We start from the raw sequence: 18,004 nt of genomic DNA on the forward strand, positions 1-18,004 counted from the left end.
ATAATAAGTGGGGTGAAAGGCATGTTCATGGGCGAATTTCAACATAATGTTGACGCAAAGGGCAGATTAATTGTCCCTGCAAAATACCGTGACTTGCTTGGTGAACAGTTTGTGATCACCAGAGGCCTGGATCAGTGCTTATTTGGTTATCCAATGAATGAATGGAATAAAATTGAAGAAAAATTAAAAGAAATGCCAGTAACTAAAAAGGATGCGCGTGCATTTACGCGTTTTTTCTTCTCCGGAGCCCAAGAAGTGGAACTTGATAAGCAGGGACGCGTCAATATACCTGCGACGCTTTTGACTTATGCGAAAATCGAAAAGGAATGCGTCATTTTAGGCGTCTCCAACCGATTTGAAATTTGGGCGAAAGATTCCTGGGAAGCGTATTTTGTGGAATCCGAAGAATCTTTTAACGAAATTGCCGAAAACTTAACTGACTTTGATTTTTAATAAACGAACGGGGGGACTGGGTTGTTCAATCACACTACAGTTTTGCTGCATGAAACTGTCGATGGGCTGAACATTCGTCCTGATGGTATATATGTAGATTGTACGCTCGGCGGAGCAGGCCATAGCGAATATTTGGCCCAGCAATTATCCGATCAAGGACATCTGTACTGCTTTGATCAGGACGCGACAGCAATCGCGCATGCACAAGAAAAACTGAAAGATTATTTACATAAAATCACATTTATTCATGCGAACTTCAAAGATATAAAAGAAGAACTGAATCAGCGGGGCGTAGAGAAAGTGGACGGGATTTTGTATGACCTCGGCGTCTCTTCACCGCAGCTCGATACACCGGAGCGCGGATTCAGCTATCACCACGATGCACCGCTCGATATGCGCATGGACCAAAGTGCTGAACTGAGCGCTTACCATGTCGTGAACGAATGGCGTTTTGAAGATTTGGTGCGCATTTTTTACCGCTACGGAGAAGAAAAATTTTCCAAGCAAATCGCCCGGAAAATCGAAGCTGCTAGAGAAAAGCATCCGATTGAAACAACAGCACAATTGGTGGAATGCATCAAAGACGGCATTCCGGCTCCGGCAAGACGCACAGGCGGACATCCCGCCAAACGAGTATTCCAGGCCATCCGCATAGCAGTGAACGACGAATTGGGTGCTGCAGAAACATCTTTGCAAGATGCACTTGATCTGTTGGCTGAAGGCGGCAGAATCAGCGTCATCACATTCCATTCCTTGGAAGATCGTTTAACGAAGGCACTCTTTAAAGAGGTTTCGTCACTGCCGGAATTGCCTCCGAATTTACCGATTATTCCAGAAGGCCTTGAACCGAAATTCAAACTTGTTACACGCAAGCCGATTCTGCCGTCTGAGGAAGAACTGGCCCATAATAATCGTTCGCGTTCCGCGAAGCTGCGGATTGCGGAAAAAATCAAATCCTAAGGACGTGTTTAAATGGCGTTGAATGCGAGACCTCAAACCTACATCCAGCAGCCGGCCGTTCCTCAAAAACCGAGTAGCCAGCCGGTCCGAAAGAAAGTTCGAATTACAAAAGGCGAAAAAATCTTATACACGGCCTTCCTCGCTGTATGCATTCTGTGTGCACTGCTCGTTTTGCAGAATCAGTCGACGATCCAAGCTTCGACGCAGGAAATCCAAACAATTGAAAATTCAATCAATGAAACGATGAGACAAAATACCGATTTGTCCGTGCAAGTAAGTGAACTGTCTTCATATGAGCGCATTTGGTCGAAAGCAAAGGATTACGGCTTAAAATTAAATGAGCGAAATGTAAAGGTAGTGCCTGGACAATGAAGAAAAAGTTTCGTTTTCAAGGGGGAGCCTTTCTGCTATTTTTGTTATTTGCAGGGCTCTTTTTCCTTTTAATGACCAGAATAATCACAATCCAAGCGACTGGCAAAGTGGAAGGCCAGGAATTAGCCGCACGCGCGGCCGCCAAATACAGCCAAGAAGAAGTGTTGACGGCAGAACGCGGAAAGATTATCGATCGCAACGGCGAAGTGATCGCAGAAGACACCCTTACTTATAAGTTGGTGGCGGTTTTGGATGAATCGGTCACGACAAATCCGGAACAACCGAACCATATCGTCGATCCCGAAGAAACGGCCACATATTTGGCGGAGCAATTAGGCACGCCGAAAGAAGAGCTATTGAACATATTGGTGAATGGCATCGAAAATGAGCGCTATCAAGTGGAGTTCGGGGCATCAGGCCGCGAAATCAACCATACGCAAATGCTTGAAATGGAAGAACAGGATTTACCAGGCCTATTATTCATCAAGGATCTAAAACGTCTTTATCCAAACGGCACCTTTGCTTCGCATTTGATTGGTTTTGCGATGAAAGAAGAAGATGAAGGTGAGGATGGCTTGGTGAGAACGACTGGGAAAATGGGGCTCGAAGCGATTCATGACCAAGTTTTGACCGGACAAAACGGCAAAATGGAGTTCGATACGGATAAATGGGGCTACCTCTTGCCGAATAGCGAAGAAGTGATTACGCCCGCCATCGACGGTTCAAATCTTCAATTGACATTGGACCGGACGATCCAGAATTTCCTCGAAGATGCCATGTCGAGCGTGCAGGAAGAATACAATCCGACGCGCATGATCGCGGTCATCGCCGATCCCGATACTGGTGAGATTCTCGGCATGTCACAGCGTCCGACTTTCAATCCGAACACAAGGGAAGGTTTATCGGACAACTGGCTGAACGAAAGCATTGAACTGACTATAGAGCCCGGATCGCCGATGAAAATCTTCACCGTAGCTGCCGCAATAGAAGAAGGCAAATGGGATCCGAATGCTTATTACGATTCCGGGACGTATACATTACTCGACCGGACTATCGGCGACCACAATAGTGGGCGCGGTTGGGGCAGCATTACTTTTCTTGAAGGTTTCCAACGCTCCTCGAACGTATCAATGGGGTATTTATTGGAACGAATGGGACCGGATATGTTTATGAACTATGTCGATGCATTCGGCTTTGGCGAGAAAACCGACATCGATTTGCCGAATGAAGCAGCCGGGAAAATTCTGGATCAATACCCAATCAATAAATTGACGACTGCCTACGGACAAGGTTCAACCGTGACGCCAATCCAAATGATTCAGGCAGCAACGGCAATTGCAGGTGACGGAACGATGATGAAGCCTTATATCATCGATCAAATTAAAAACCCGGATACAGGCGACGTAACAGTGAAGTCTGAACCCGCAGAAGCGGGCAAGCCGATTTCACAAGAAACGGCCAATGAAGTGCGTGAACTGATGGCATCTACAGTCACTGCGGAAGCTGGGTCCGCCAAAGGCTTTGGGCTTCAGGACTACACGGTTGCCGGGAAAACTGGTACCGCACAAGTCCCAGGCCAAGACGGGCAATATATGACCGGAAGCAATAATTATTTGTTTTCATTCATCGGAATGGCGCCGGCGGAAGATCCGGAGCTGTTGATTTATATCGGCGTACAGCAACCTCAATTGCCGGCTGATGAATATGGATCCGTTCCGGTATCAAAAATTTTCACTTCTGTGATGGAGAATAGTTTGAAATACTTGAATATCGCACCGGAGAATTCGATAGAAGCGAAGACGGTGCAGATAGAAGATTATTCTGAGATGCCTCTAGAACAAGCGATTGCCGAATTGGAGGCAATCGGCTTGAATCCGGTCGTCACAGGGGAAAACACGCAAGTAAGCGATCAATACCCTCAAAGCGGCGAAACATTAGTCGCTGGCGAAAACATCATTTTAAGAACGAGCGGGAAAACCGTTATCCCTGACTTTACAGGGTGGTCGAAGCGTGAATTGCTTGCATACCAGACGCTCAGCGGATTGCCGTTGGAAATTGCAGGACAAGGCTTTACCATGACGCAAAGTGTTCCCGAAGGGGCGACACCTGCGGCAGGGGAATCCGTCATCATCGAATTGCAACCGCCGGAGATATTTTATCCGCAGCAGGCGCAAAATATCGAAGAGGCCATAGATAACCCACTCGAAGAAACACAAGAAACACAAGAAACACAAGAAACACAAGAAACGCAAGAAACACAAGAAACACAAGAAACACAAGAACAACCGGAAGATAATGAATAAACGAACGAGTCAACTCGTCTTTAAAGGAGCTCTATAAATGGAAGGTATGCATATAATTGGATTTGGGGTCGCATTAATATTTACTGTCGTATTGATGCCTCTTTTCATTCCCCTATTGAAACGTATGAAATTTGGTCAAAGCATTCGAGAAGAAGGACCGCAATCCCATATGAAAAAAACTGGGACGCCGACAATGGGCGGACTGGTTTTCCTCATTTCCATCATTGTGACAGTACTGCTTGTCGCAGCATTTAACGAAGAACTGACGACACAAGTGACCATTCTCTTGATGGTGTTGTTCGCCTATGGACTAATCGGGTTTTTGGATGATTTCATCAAAGTAGTATTGAAGCGCAATCTCGGATTGACTTCATTGCAGAAATTAATTGCACAAATTGTTATTGCCATTGTGTCATTCTTCTTGCTGCGCACAAACGGTTTTGACACGGCGCTCGGAATTCCCTTTACCGAGGTGTCGATTGAACTTGGCTGGGTTTATGTGCTATTCATCGTCTTCTGGCTTGTCGGCTTCTCAAACGCCGTCAACTTAACGGATGGGCTGGATGGGCTCGTTGCAGGGACAGCTACCATCGCTTTTGCTGCATTTGGCATTTTGGCGATTGCACAACAGCAAATGGGCATCGCATTGTTCACCTTTGCCGTAGCAGGCGGTCTTCTTGGGTTTTTGGTTTTTAATAAATATCCAGCGAAAGTCTTTATGGGCGATACCGGGTCATTGGCACTCGGCGGCGCGCTTGCTATGGTGTCGATCCTATTAAAGCAGGAATTGCTCTTGCTATTGATTGGTTTAGTATTCGTTATCGAAACAGCATCGGTGATATTACAGGTAGGCAGCTTTAAGTTGCGGAAAAAGCGCATATTCAAAATGAGTCCGATACATCACCATTTTGAACTGGTCGGTTGGTCCGAATGGAAAGTTGTTAGCGTATTTTGGGGCGTCGGTTTTATCAGTGCCGCAGTCGCCGTTTTATTGGAGGTCATGTAAATGAAAGAATTGCCGCAATTGCATCAAAAAAAAGTGCTGGTGCTTGGCCTGGCGAAAAGCGGTTATACAGCCGCCCGCCTTTTGCACAAGCTCGGAGCATTTGTAACAGTCAATGATTCCAAGCCATTCGAAGAAAATCCAGAGGCACAGGATTTGCTGAATCTGGGCGTCACCGTTATTTGCGGCCGCCACCCGGAAGATTTAATGGACGAAGGATTCGAACTGGTCATCAAAAATCCTGGGATTCCTTACCGCAATCACCTGATCCAAAAAGCGATAGAAAAGGGCATTCCTGTTTGGACTGAAATTGAACTTGCTTACCGCATCAGCGAAGCGCCGTTCATTGGAATTACGGGATCGAACGGCAAAACCACCACTACGACTTTATTGTTCCATATGCTGAACCAAGACGGCAAGGCACCGCTAATTGCAGGGAATATCGGAACAGTGGCAAGCGGAGTGGCGGAAAAAGCGGCTGCTGACAATGTCATCGTCACAGAGCTTTCTTCATTCCAGTTAAAAGGAACCGAAACCTTCCGTCCGCAAATTGCGATCATCATCAATTTATACGAAGCACACCTCGATTATCACGGATCGCTCGATGATTATCTTGAATCGAAAAAGAAAATTACAGAAAACCAGATCGAAACAGATTATTTCATTTATAATGCGGACCAAAAAATACTCGCTGATCACGCTAAAACTGTAAAAGCAATACCTATGCCTTTTACGTTGAAAGGCAGGACGGACGAACATATTAGTGCAGACCGGGAATTTATTTACTGGCAAGGAAAACCCTTAATTGAACGCAAGCGAATCATGCTCGCAGGCGAACACAATCTTGAGAATATACTGGCAGCCACTGCAGCGGCATTATTATGGGGCGGGACAAAAGAAACCATCATCCGCGTGTTGACTTCTTTCACTGGTGTCAAGCACCGTTCCCAATTTGTCGATGAATGGCAAGGACGGCGTTTTTATAATGATTCCAAAGCGACAAATGCCCTGGCAACGAAAAGCGCTTTAGAAGCGTTCCAAGGAAACATCATCCTGTTGGCTGGCGGTTTGGAGCGCGAGCATTCGCTTGAAGAACTGCGGCCATTTATGGAACGGGTGAAAGGATTGGTGACTTTCGGCGAAACGGCAGAACGCTTTTCCGATTTTGCCGAATCGTGTAATGTCCCGACGGTCACAAAAGCCGGAATGATGGATGATGCGGTCGAAAAAGCGATTGCGTTGTCACAGCCAGGAGATACCATTCTCTTGTCGCCGGCTTGCGCAAGCTGGGATCAGTACGAGAGTTTCGAAGTCCGCGGTGATGCATTTATCGACGCAGTCCAAAGACACACAGACGCGAACGAATAATACGAAGGAGCGGCGGTTATGGACAAAGTTATAGACATCGAAGAACGCATTCCAACGCTCCGGGAGCGGCGAAGAAAAAGAACGAACCGCAAGTTTGCTGCATTGCTGTTCATTTTCGTTTCTTTGTTGCTAGTGCTCTTATACAGCCAGTCCACGTATAGTGAAATTCAGTCAATTGACGTAACAGGTGCCGAATTATTTGATGGGGAAAGCTATGAGCAAGCGAGCACATTGGAGGTTGGAGATTCGATGTGGTCATTTGATAGCGAAGAAATCGAACAGCATATTGAGGCGTTGGAATGGGTTGAAACAGCATCCGTCCAAAAAAAATGGCTGACCTCTGTCGAAATTGAAATTGAGGAATTTGTTGAAATGGGGTATTTGGATCAAGGCAATAGTTATCAGGTGGTTCTCTCGAACGGCGTGGTGCTTAATCAGCCGGTAACCAATATCAAGGGTCCGATATTTTTAAATTTTGAAGATGAAGCGAAACGGGAAGCACTCGTGGAACAATTGGTCCAAACGGAACCGGAAGTGCAAAACCTCATTTCACAAATCATTTTGGATCCAGAGGAAGAGCGTGCGGATTATATTACGATTTACATGAATGATGGCAATGAAATCAAAGCTATCCTATCGACACTGGCGGAGAAGATCAATTATTATCCGTCGGTCACAGCACAGCTTGAAGAGCAAAAAGGCATCATCGACATGGAAGTCGGCATTTATTTCCGTTCCTATAATGATGTATTTGGATTGCCGGAAGCGGGTGTGGATTTTGAAGATGCCGAAGAGGAATGATCGGAAAAGCATCAGTAAATCCATCATTTTTTCGTTAGTTTTTCTTGTTCTCGGGTTTATTATGGCTTATTCATACAGCTTATCGAATCAGCGTGAAGCAGAAAACGATTTTAGCGGCGGCACGTTTTTCGAACAAAAAGAGCAATACCGGAAAGAATTGATCGAGCAGCAAGAACGCAATAAAGAGCTGAGGGAAGAACTGTCCGGCAAACAGGGCGCTGTGCAAGAATTCGAGCGCTCTGTAACGGACGGGGAAGAAGATTATACGGCATATGCCCGGGAGGCGGAAGAACTGCGACGCTTCCTCGGGCTTGTTCCAGTTAAAGGCAGCGGCTTGAAAGTCACATTGCAAGATGGGGACTACAGCGCGGACTACGTCAATCCGAATGATTACATTGTTCATGAAAGCCATGTGTTCCAAGTGATCAATGAATTGTATATCTCTGGAGCGGAAGCGATAGCGGTCAACGGCCAGCGTATCCATGGCAACTCCAATATCGTTTGCACCGGCCCCGTAATCATGGTGGATGGGGTGCAGCACCCTGCCCCGTTTACCATTGAAGCGATCGGCAGCCCGGACGTTTTGACTGCTTCGATGCAATTAGCGGGCGGTGTCCAAGACCAGCTCGTCAACGACAATATTATAGTGACACTGGATGAAGGTCTCGATATCCGCATGCCGGCCTTATTGTCGGAATAGGGAACAGGAGGACGTGCAATGAAAAAGCGAATATTGAGCCGTTTTACTGTGATTCTTTTTGTCATCGGGTTTATGGTCGCTACACAATACAATACAATCAATACCAGCGATACGCGCGACACGCGTGATACGTGGGAAATCCGCCAAGAGCTGTCCAGGGAAAAGCAAATCCATTCAGAGCTTTTGTCGGAAATCAGTTTATTGGATGAGACGCTTGGAAAATATACAGGAGAAGCAGCAGAAGATCCTGAAAATATTTTACAAGAAACGGTTGAGGAACTACGGATTTTAGCAGGGCTTACTGAAGTGACAGGGTCAGGGATTACACTCGAGGTCAGGCCGTCCCTTGAAGCGGTTGCCATGGGAACTGACATCATGGAAATTCCGCCAGACTTGCTCATCCGTCTCGTAAATGAAATCAATCGCTTCAATAGCATTGAAATGACGATCAGCGGCCAGCGCATAATCAATACGACGGCCATCCGTGATATCAATGGCTACACGACCGTTAATGGGGAACGGATTTCAACTCCTCCTTTTGCTATTGAGATTACAACTGGCAATATGGAGGAGACACGGAAACTTTTTAGCCATTTAACGGCTTCTGAAATACATGATGATTTTTACATAGACGATTTAACAATCGCCGTTTCGGAACCGCAAGAACAGTTGACGCTCCCGCCATTTGGAGAGGACTGGAGCGCAGCACATCTTGAAGCACTAGAGGAGGAGTAATTTATGTGGATTTCAATCCTTGGCCTGCTTCTCGGCATTTCGCTTGGTTTGCTTACCGATGTTCAAATCCCGCCGGAATACGCCAGTTATTTGTCCATCGCGGTCCTGGCTTCACTGGATACATTATTTGGCGGCATTCGAGCGCATTTGCAGCAAGTTTACGACGATAAAGTTTTCGTCTCCGGATTCTTCTTTAATATTGTGCTGGCTGCAGGCCTCGCTTTTCTCGGTGTTCATCTCGGTGTAGATTTATATTTGGCGGCGATTTTTGCTTTCGGTGTGCGCCTGTTCCAGAACATTGCGGTGATCCGCCGCCTGCTGCTGGCAAAATGGACTGAAAAAAGAGGTTAAGTGAAGCAAAATGAGAAATTGCAGGAAAATTTTCTAAGTTTCGCTATTTTACTTAGACAAGGTGTGTATTTTACAATAGAATGTAATATAGAGAAGTTTTAAAGGGAGGTGCCACGAGTTGAGTCAATCAGAATTATATGTAAGTTTAGATATTGGGTCTTCCTCCGTTAAAGTATTGATTGGGGAAATGACCAATAAGTCGTTGCACGTCATCGGCGTAGGCAACGTCAAATCCAATGGAATCAAAAAAGGCGCGATTGTTGATATAGATGCAACAGTGCAGTCCATCAAAAAAGCGGTCGACCAAGCAGAGCGTATGATCGGAAAAGAAATCCACGAAGTGGTACTGGGCATTCCAGCCAATCAAGTGGCATTGCAGCCGGTAAAAGGGATTGTCGCAGTCAACAGCGAAAACCGGGAAATCACGGACGAAGACCTCGAGCGGGTGCTCGAAGCTGCTCAAGTCATGTCGATTCCACCTGATCGGGAACTCGTAAACATCATTCCGGAAGAATATGTCGTTGATCATCTCGGTGAAATTAAAGATCCTCGCGGCATGATCGGCATCCGTCTTGAAATGGATGGTACAATGGTGACGACTTCAAAAACTGTATTGCACAATGTATTGCGCTGCGTAGAGCGAGCTGGTCTCGAAATCCGTGAGATTTATGTCCAGCCATTAGTTGCAGGAAGCTATGCGCTTACTGAAGACGAAAAAAACCATGGCACCGCTTGCATCGATATCGGCGGAGGTTCAACATCTATTGCAGTGTTCCGTGACGGTTATTTACGTGCAGCATCGGTCATTCCGGTCGGCGGCGATCACGTAACGAAAGACTTATCGATCGTCTTGAAAACCCCGACAGAGCAGGCTGAAAAAATCAAGCTTGAACACGGCCATGCATTTTTTGACGATGCATCCGAAGAGGAAGTATTCGAAGTGCCGGTTATCGGTTCAGATTCCAGAGAACAGTATAGCCAAAAATACATATCTGAAATAATCGGGGTTCGCATGGAAGAACTTTTCGAATTGATTTTGGATGAGCTATATCGTCTTGGCATTGAAGAACTGCCGGGCGGTGTCGTGTTGACAGGTGGCATGGCAAAAATGGATGGGCTTCCAGAGCTCGCGCGCAGCATCCTTCAAAGCCGCGTCCGGTTGTTCACGCCGGAATTTATCGGTGTTCGTGAACCGCAATACACGACAGCGGTCGGCTTGATCCAATACGCATATGCTGAAGATTTGTTCTATGGCAATGTCGGCCACGGTTCAGCCGCTGCACATTCCCCGAAAGCGGAGTATGTTGATCAGCAGCCGAAAAAGCAAAAACAGCCAAAGCAACCGAAAGAGGATAACGAAGGTGTCGTCAGCAAAGCCAAAAAAATGTTTGATCGTTTTTTTGAATAAAATCATCATTGTGTCCGGCTTATGTGTTAAAAGCTGAGCAATCTTAGGAGGAAACAGAATGTTGGAATTTGATACAAATATCGATGCATTAGCCGTAATTAAAGTCATTGGTGTCGGTGGCGGCGGAAACAACGCTGTAAACCGCATGATCGAGCATGGAGTTCAAGGTGTGGATTTCATCGCAGTCAACACTGATGCGCAAGCATTGAACTTGTCGAAAGCGGAGACCCGCCTGCAAATCGGTGGGAAATTGACGCGTGGCCTCGGTGCTGGTGCAAACCCTGATGTCGGGAAAAAAGCAGCAGAAGAAAGCAAAGAACAGATCGAAGAAGCTTTGCGCGGAGCGGATATGGTTTTCGTTACTGCCGGTATGGGCGGCGGGACAGGAACTGGAGCAGCTCCGGTGATCGCCGGAATCGCGAAAGAACTTGGCGCTTTGACAGTTGGCGTCGTGACCCGTCCGTTTACGTTTGAAGGACGCAAGCGTTCGACTCAAGCAATCGGCGGCATCGCAACAATGAAAGAGTCGGTTGATACATTAATCGTCATTCCAAACGACCGCCTTCTTGAAATCGTCGACAAAAACACGCCGATGCTCGAAGCATTCCGTGAAGCGGATAACGTCCTGCGCCAAGGTGTTCAAGGGATCTCTGACTTGATCGCGGTTCCTGGACTTATCAACCTTGACTTTGCCGATGTAAAAACAATTATGTCGAACAAAGGCTCTGCACTTATGGGGATTGGTGTCTCTTCAGGCGAAAACCGTGCGGCTGAAGCTGCGAAGAAAGCAGTTTCCAGCCCATTGCTGGAAGTTTCGGTTGACGGAGCAAAAGGTGTTCTTATGAACATTACAGGCGGTTCTAATTTGAGCTTGTATGAAGTCCAAGAAGCTGCTGATATCGTTGCATCCGCTTCTGACGAAGAAGTGAACATGATTTTCGGTTCCGTCATCAACGATAACTTGAAAGATGAAATCGTAGTAACGGTTATCGCTACTGGCTTCAACGAAGAAACATTGAGCCCAGCTGGACGTGCGCCACGTGGTTCTGGATTGAACGCAAACCGCATCCAATCCATCCAGCAGCAAAATCCGGCACCTACGATTCGTGAAGCGCGCCGTGAAGAGCAACAGCAACGCCGCGAGGAACAGACTCCTCATTACAACCAAGAGCCGCAGCGCCAGGATAAACAAAGTGAAGATGCACTTGATATCCCGACCTTCCTGCGCAACAGACAGAAGCGCCGTTAATCCAAAAACCAGCTGCCGACTAGGCAGTTGGTTTTTTTTAGAAACCGATTGAACCGAACTGGAGCAAGGTGAAATGACAAGCCTTGTCACGGTTCAGTCAATTTTTTTTGGAAAAAACCGACGCTCCGTGGATTTCATGATTAGCTGAATTGATAATTCGGTCTTGTCTTGGTACAATAAATTGAACGTCTATAGAAAAGTTGTGAGCATATGAGAACGATTAAACCGAAGTTTGAAGAAATGACCAATAAATTAAACCAAATCCGAAGCGGCATTGAGATTGTCGCAGTGACAAAACAAGTTGGAACCGTCACCACTCAAGAAGCAGTGGATGCAGGTATACGCCATATCGGGGAAAATCGTCCTGAAGGGCTTAAGCAAAAAAAAGCCGAGGTTGAAGGCGATGTCGCATGGCATTATATCGGAGCACTTCAGTCGCGAAAAGTCAAAGAAGTGATCGATCTCATCGATTACTTGCATTCATTGGATCGTCTGAGCCTAGCGAAAGAAATTCAAAAGCGAGCCAGCAAACCAGTGAAATGTTTTGTTCAAGTCAATGTTTCCGGTGAAGACTCCAAAAGTGGATTTTCTCCGGAAGAAGTGCCCGCTTTTATCGAATTCCTCAAGGACTATGACAAAATTCAAGTGGTCGGTTTGATGACGATGGCACCAAACACCGAAGATGAAAGCTTAGTGCGCACTACTTTTAAAGGATTAAAAAAACTTCAACACCAAATTGCAGAAAAACAATGGCAGCACGCCCCTTGCACTGAACTGTCGATGGGCATGTCCAATGATTATCTGATCGCCGCCGAAGAAGGCGCAACATTTGTCCGTGTCGGCACGGCATTAGTGGGGTCGGAAAGCGAGGCACAAAGATGAACATGAAAGATAAATTCAAAAACTTCTTCTATCTGGATGAATACGAAGAAGAACCTGTACAAGAAGAACGCAAGCAGCGCCCTGTCCAACGCTATGAAAAGCCGGCAGCAGCTGTAGAAGCGCAGGCGAAAGTGCAGAAAACATCGAAACCAGTGAAAGAACGCCGTGAAAAAGTGGAGGAACCTACCGTGCAAAATATTGTCAATTTGCAGAATTCAGCTGCATCTTCATCTAAAGTCAGCCTGGCAGAACCGCGCGTTTATGCAGAAGCGCAAGATATTGCGGAAAGCCTTAAAAACAAACAGGCCGTCGTGGTCAATCTTCAGCGCATCGAACGGGACCAGGCTCTTCGCATCATCGATTTCCTAAGCGGTACCGTTTATGCCCTCGGAGGAGATATCCAACGCATCGGAACTGATATTTTCCTGTGCGTGCCGGACACAGTGGAAGTGGATGGCGCCATCTCGGATTACTATCACGATGATCAACAATAAGAAAGGTGCTTAAAACGAATGATTCTTCTTGTAAATTTACTGTTAGGTGCTATTAATATTTATTTCTATATCCTGATTGTCAGTGTGTTCATGAGCTGGGTTCCAAGCATTAAGGAATCTGCATTCGGACAGATGATTTCCCGGATTACTGATCCATATTTGGACATTTTCCGCCGTTTTATTCCGCCAATCGGCATGATCGACATTTCACCGATTGTGGCAATTTTCACTTTGAGCCTTGCCAGCCAAGGAATCGTCACGTTGGTTAATTATTTTCTCTGATAATATGAGACCGGTTGACGCGCCGCTGTAGGAAGATGGAGAAACTAGTTTCTCTGTCTTTTTTATTTGACTGCACAAAGAATGGATGGTGCACAAATTCTAGAACCGGAGGGTACGACTATGGAAGAGATATTTCAGCATTTCCGTAAAGATGAACAACAATTCATCGAACAAGCAAACGATTGGTTGCGTGACGTAGAAGATATGTATGCACCGAAGCTCACCGATTTTCTAGACCCGCGCCAACGCTTTATCATCCAATCCCTCATCGGCTCAAGAGATGTCCAAATGGCCGCTTCAGGATTATTTGAACAGGCAGAGCGGCAGCGCGTCCTTCTGCACCCGGCATATTACGTTCCGTCAGAAGATGATTTTCAAATTACGATGTTCGAGCTGCGCTACCCGATCAAGTTCGTCTCATTAAAGCATCCGGATATTCTCGGTGCGCTCATGTCTCTTGGGCTGGAGCGGGGGAAGTTTGGAGATATCCGCATAGGAGAAGGACGCGTGCAGCTTGCGGTGATGGAAGAAGTCGCGCCGTATTTGCGAGCTAACTTCATCAGCGCCGGAAAAGTTAAAGTACAACTAGAAGAAGTGGTGGATTCGTCGGCTTATCTGCCTGTAATCGAAGAATGGATCGAAGAAGCACACACGGTCAGTTCACTGCGGCTTGATGCGGTCATGAGTTCAGTTTATAAAATTTCCCGGCAAAAAGCGGCTGGCCTGATCAACGGCGGCAAAGTGAAAGTGAATTGGTCAATTCAAGAGCAAGTGTCGTTTGAGCTGCACGAATCCGATCTAATGTCAGCACGCGGGCTTGGCCGTGTGCAAATCCAAGCAATCGAAGGACGGACGAAAAAAGACAAAATCCGCCTGCTAGTCGGCAAATTGGAACTTAAAAAATAAAACAGCAATGAAAGTGCTGAATAATACTGAAATTTCTCGTCATGAACGGTATAATGAGATTAATAATGAAGAGAGTAAGGAGAGATACGATGCCTTTATCACCACTAGATATACACAATAAAGAGTTCAGCCGCGCATTCCGCGGTTATCAAGAAGATGAGGTCAATGAATTCCTCGAACAGATTATGAAGGATTATGAAAAAGTATTAAAAGAAAAAACACAAATGGAAGAGCGCATGAAGTCGACAGATGAGCGCATGGGCCATTTCACGAATTTGGAATCCACTTTGCAGAAATCTATTTTTGTAGCACAGGAAGCGTCAGAAGAAGTGCGCCGCAATTCCCAGAAAGAAGCGGACCTGATTGTTCAGGAAGCGGAAAAGAATGCAGATCGCATCGTCAACGAATCTTTGGTCAAAGCGCGCCGCATCGCAACGGAAATCGAAGAGCTGAAAAAGCAGTCGAAGATTTTCCGAAACCGCTTCAAAATGCTCGTAGAAGCGCAATTGGATTTGATCGAAACAGAAGATTGGAACACATTGCTTGAATACGATTTGGACACTGACAATCTGGAACAAATCGAAAAAAATGAAGCTGAGACCGCAGCGAAGGAATAAGCCCGTCCTTGACTGTAATCTATTCTACTTCTATAATTACGACATACTTACAAACGCATTGAAGGAGACAGTACAAAGCGGAAATCCGATGAAGCGAGCCGGGGGCGGTGAAAGCCTGGCATTGGAGCCGTTTTGGAATATCACTCCTGAGCTGGACCGGTGAAAGACAGTAGCCGATTCCGTCGTCGCCACGTTACGGTGTTCAGAGTGGCAGCATAGCGCTGCAACAAGGGTGGTACCGCGAGCTTCTCGTCCCTTTCCAGGGATGGGGGCTTTTTATTATGCCTACAGGAGGAATGGAAATGGATTACAAAGATACGTTATTGATGCCGAAAACCGAATTTCCTATGCGCGGCAATCTGCCGAACCGGGAACCTGAAATGCAAAAGAAATGGGAAGAAATGGATATATATAAGAGAGTTCAAGACCGCACGAAAGGCCGCCCGTTCTTCGTTCTTCACGATGGACCGCCATATGCAAACGGCGATCTTCATATGGGCCACGCCTTGAACAAAGTCCTGAAAGACATGATCGTCCGTTCGCGTTCGATGATGGGATTCCATGCTCCGTATGTTCCTGGTTGGGACACACATGGTTTGCCGATCGAGCAGGCGCTGGCGAATAAAGGCGTCAACCGCAAAGAATTGTCTTTGGCGGAATTCCGCAGGCTTTGTGAAGAGTATGCATACGAACAAATCGACAGCCAACGTTCTCAGTTCAAACGGATCGGTGTGCGCGGTGATTGGGAAAACCCGTATGTGACATTAAAGCCTTCCTACGAAGCACGCCAAATCGAAGTATTCGGTAAAATGGCCAACAAGGGCTATATCTATAAAGGCTTGAAGCCGGTTTACTGGTCCCCTTCAAGTGAATCTTCACTGGCAGAAGCGGAAATCGAATATCACGATAAAAAATCCCCATCGATTTATGTATCGTTCCCAGTTACAGATGGCAAAGGTGTATTGGAAGAAGGCACCAAGCTAATCATCTGGACGACGACGCCGTGGACCATTCCCGCAAACCTTGGTATTTCCGTGCATGCTGATTTGGACTATGCAGAAATCGCGCAAGGTGGTTCGGTGTATGTGGTCGCAAAAGACTTGGTCGAAGAAGTGGCAAAAGAAATCGGCTGGACAGATTACGAAGTGGTCCGGACTCTTAAAGGACAGGAACTCGAGCATATTTTAGCGAAACACCCATTATATGACCGAACGTCACTGGTTATGCTCGGCGAACACGTTACGACGGATTCCGGTACAGGCTGCGTTCACACAGCACCAGGACATGGTGAAGATGACTTCTTGATCGGCAAGAAATACGGCTTGGACGTATTGTGCCCGGTCGATGAGCGCGGTATCATGACGGAAGAAGCGCCAGGATTTGAAGGCGAGTTCTACGACAAAGCGAACAAATCGATTACCGAAGCTTTGGACGAGTCGGGCATGTTGGAAAAATTATCTTTCATCACACACTCCTATCCGCACGACTGGCGCACGAAAAAGCCGGTAATTTATCGGGCGACGGCGCAATGGTTCGTATCGATCGACGCGTTCCGCGAGCAGATTTTGAAAGCAATCAAAGAAACAACGTTCACACCTGCATGGGGTGAGACACGACTTTACAATATGCTGCGCGACCGCGGTGACTGGAACATTTCCCGCCAGCGTGTGTGGGGCGTTCCAATTCCGGTGTTCTATGCGGAAAACGGTGACCCGATCATTACAGAAGAAACAATTGCGCATATTGCGGATCTGTTCCGCGAACACGGTTCAAACATCTGGTTCGAGCGCAGCGCGGCGGAATTAATGCCGGAAGGCTTCACGCACCCGAGCAGCCCGAACAACACTTTTACAAAAGAAATGGACATCATGGACGTTTGGTTCGATTCGGGATCGTCCCACCAAGCAGTGCTTGATGAACGGGAAGACCTGCAATATCCGGCTGACCTTTACCTCGAAGGATCCGACCAATACCGCGGCTGGTTCAACTCATCCCTGACGACCAGCGTCGCAATCAACGGCATCGCGCCATATAAAGGCGTCTTGAGCCATGGTTTCACATTGGACGGCAATGGCCGCAAAATGAGCAAATCACTCGGCAACGTCATCGTACCAGCTAAAGTCATGAACCAAATGGGCGCTGATATCCTGCGCCTATGGGTTTCTTCTGTCGACTATACGGCTGACGTAAGAGTATCAGATGATAACTTCAAGCAAGTGTCTGAAGTGTACCGGAAAATCCGCAATACGTTGAAATTCCTTCACGGCAACTTGGCGGACTTTGATGAAACAGTGCATCGCGTGCCGTTTGAAGAAATGCGTGAAATGGATCAGTATATGGTCATGAAATTGCAGAAACTAATCGATACGGCGCGCAGCGGCTATGAAAACTATGAGTTCTCCTCTGTGTATCTTGCGCTGAACAGCTTCTGTGCAAATGATCTCAGCTCGTTCTACCTAGATGTCGCAAAAGACGTCGTCTACATCGAACGCGCCGATCATCCGCACCGCCGTGCGATGCAGACGGTTATGTTCGACAGTTTGATGGCAATCGTCAAGCTGTCATCACCGATCCTGCCGCACACAGCGGATGAAATGTGGTCGTATTTGAGCTTTGCATCAGAAGAAAGCGTTCAGTTGACGGATTTCCCGGAAGTGCAAAAACGTCCGGAATTCGCTGAGTTGGAAGCGAAATGGAGCCGTTTCATGGACGTCCGCGACGATGTCTTGAAAGCGCTGGAAGAAGCGCGTGCTTTGAAGACGATCGGTAAATCTCTGGAAGCGAAAGTGACTGTTTATGGCAGCGAAGAAATGGCGACTTTATTGCCGGCCATCGATTCGAATCTTGCACAATTGTTCATCGTCTCCGAGTACGCGTTTGGTGGAACGAAAGAACAAGCACCTGAAAACGCATTGGCTCTCGATGAAGTGTCAGTTGTTGTCGAGAAAGCACAAGGCGAGAAATGCGGCCGCTGCTGGACAATTTCAAAAGAAATCGGACAGTTTGATGCGCATCCGGAGCTTTGTCCGCGCTGTGCAGAAGTCGTCGAAATCGAATTTGCTTAAGTGTCAACGGTCCGAAAGCCGGCTTTCCGGTTTTCGGACTTTTTCTTTTTTCGGC

The 18,004-nt window shown here is 46.8% G+C and carries 18 protein-coding genes and 1 other annotated feature; all 18 genes read left to right on the forward strand.

The window, feature by feature from the left end; genetic code table 11:
* The first annotated feature begins 21 nt into the window (after positions 1-21).
* Positions 22-453 (forward strand): division/cell wall cluster transcriptional repressor MraZ, encoded by a 432-nt coding sequence (gene mraZ, locus J7E21_RS03465; protein WP_215104764.1) that lies wholly within the window; start codon positions 22-24, stop codon positions 451-453.
* A 21-nt stretch (positions 454-474) separates the two neighbouring features.
* A complete protein-coding gene (gene rsmH / locus J7E21_RS03470; protein WP_215104766.1) occupies positions 475-1,413 on the forward strand; it encodes a 16S rRNA (cytosine(1402)-N(4))-methyltransferase RsmH in 939 nt (312 codons plus the stop codon).
* A 12-nt stretch (positions 1,414-1,425) separates the two neighbouring features.
* Positions 1,426-1,785, forward strand: coding sequence for a cell division protein FtsL (gene ftsL / locus J7E21_RS03475; protein ID WP_215104768.1), 360 nt, complete (start codon positions 1,426-1,428; stop codon positions 1,783-1,785).
* Positions 1,782-4,088, forward strand: a complete 2,307-nt coding sequence (locus tag J7E21_RS03480; RefSeq protein WP_215104770.1) for a penicillin-binding transpeptidase domain-containing protein — start codon at positions 1,782-1,784, stop codon at positions 4,086-4,088. Before ftsL ends, J7E21_RS03480 begins: the two co-directional genes overlap by 4 nt.
* Positions 4,089-4,134: 46 nt before the next feature.
* Positions 4,135-5,094, forward strand: a complete 960-nt coding sequence (mraY, locus tag J7E21_RS03485; RefSeq protein ID WP_483313484.1) for a phospho-N-acetylmuramoyl-pentapeptide-transferase — start codon at positions 4,135-4,137, stop codon at positions 5,092-5,094.
* The gene (murD, locus tag J7E21_RS03490) at positions 5,095-6,459 is read left to right on the forward strand and encodes a UDP-N-acetylmuramoyl-L-alanine--D-glutamate ligase (protein ID WP_215104774.1); all 1,365 of its coding nucleotides are present in this window, start codon (positions 5,095-5,097) and stop codon (positions 6,457-6,459) included.
* Between the two features lie 18 nt (positions 6,460-6,477).
* The gene (locus J7E21_RS03495) at positions 6,478-7,260 is read left to right on the forward strand and encodes a cell division protein FtsQ/DivIB (protein WP_215104776.1); all 783 of its coding nucleotides are present in this window, start codon (positions 6,478-6,480) and stop codon (positions 7,258-7,260) included.
* Positions 7,238-7,960, forward strand: coding sequence for a DUF881 domain-containing protein (locus tag J7E21_RS03500; RefSeq protein ID WP_215104778.1), 723 nt, complete (start codon positions 7,238-7,240; stop codon positions 7,958-7,960). The genes J7E21_RS03495 and J7E21_RS03500 overlap by 23 nt, the downstream gene beginning before the upstream one ends.
* 18 nt (positions 7,961-7,978) lie before the next feature.
* Positions 7,979-8,695 carry a DUF881 domain-containing protein gene (locus J7E21_RS03505; RefSeq protein WP_215104780.1) on the forward strand — a complete coding sequence of 239 codons (717 nt, stop codon included), beginning with the start codon at positions 7,979-7,981 and terminating at the stop codon, positions 8,693-8,695.
* A 3-nt stretch (positions 8,696-8,698) separates the two neighbouring features.
* Positions 8,699-9,046 (forward strand): small basic family protein, encoded by a 348-nt coding sequence (locus tag J7E21_RS03510; RefSeq protein WP_215104782.1) that lies wholly within the window; start codon positions 8,699-8,701, stop codon positions 9,044-9,046.
* Positions 9,047-9,164: 118 nt separating this feature from the next.
* The gene (gene ftsA, locus J7E21_RS03515) at positions 9,165-10,454 is read left to right on the forward strand and encodes a cell division protein FtsA (RefSeq protein ID WP_215104784.1); all 1,290 of its coding nucleotides are present in this window, start codon (positions 9,165-9,167) and stop codon (positions 10,452-10,454) included.
* A gap of 58 nt (positions 10,455-10,512) precedes the next feature.
* The gene (gene ftsZ, locus J7E21_RS03520; protein ID WP_215104786.1) at positions 10,513-11,703 is read left to right on the forward strand and encodes a cell division protein FtsZ; all 1,191 of its coding nucleotides are present in this window, start codon (positions 10,513-10,515) and stop codon (positions 11,701-11,703) included.
* A gap of 210 nt (positions 11,704-11,913) precedes the next feature.
* Entirely contained in the window at positions 11,914-12,585 is a 672-nt protein-coding gene (locus tag J7E21_RS03525) for a YggS family pyridoxal phosphate-dependent enzyme (RefSeq protein WP_215104788.1), read from the forward strand.
* The gene (locus J7E21_RS03530) at positions 12,582-13,079 is read left to right on the forward strand and encodes a cell division protein SepF (RefSeq protein WP_215104790.1); all 498 of its coding nucleotides are present in this window, start codon (positions 12,582-12,584) and stop codon (positions 13,077-13,079) included. Before J7E21_RS03525 ends, J7E21_RS03530 begins: the two co-directional genes overlap by 4 nt.
* Before the next feature lie 18 nt (positions 13,080-13,097).
* Positions 13,098-13,361: a YggT family protein gene (locus tag J7E21_RS03535; RefSeq protein WP_215104792.1), complete on the forward strand. Its 264-nt coding sequence runs from the start codon at positions 13,098-13,100 to the stop codon at positions 13,359-13,361.
* Positions 13,362-13,481: 120 nt separating this feature from the next.
* On the forward strand, positions 13,482-14,267 hold the full coding sequence (locus tag J7E21_RS03540) for a YlmH family RNA-binding protein (RefSeq protein WP_215104794.1): 786 nt from the start codon (positions 13,482-13,484) through the stop codon (positions 14,265-14,267).
* Between the two features lie 89 nt (positions 14,268-14,356).
* Entirely contained in the window at positions 14,357-14,884 is a 528-nt protein-coding gene (locus J7E21_RS03545; protein WP_215104796.1) for a DivIVA domain-containing protein, read from the forward strand.
* A gap of 49 nt (positions 14,885-14,933) precedes the next feature.
* Positions 14,934-15,144, forward strand: a binding site (T-box leader).
* Between the two features lie 42 nt (positions 15,145-15,186).
* Complete coding sequence (gene ileS, locus J7E21_RS03550; RefSeq protein WP_215104799.1) at positions 15,187-17,949, forward strand: isoleucine--tRNA ligase; 2,763 nt, start codon at positions 15,187-15,189, stop codon at positions 17,947-17,949.
* The last annotated feature ends 55 nt before the right edge of the window (positions 17,950-18,004 follow it).

Source organism: Planococcus sp. ISL-109 (assembly GCF_018613655.1).
GTDB lineage: Bacteria > Bacillota > Bacilli > Bacillales_A > Planococcaceae > Planococcus.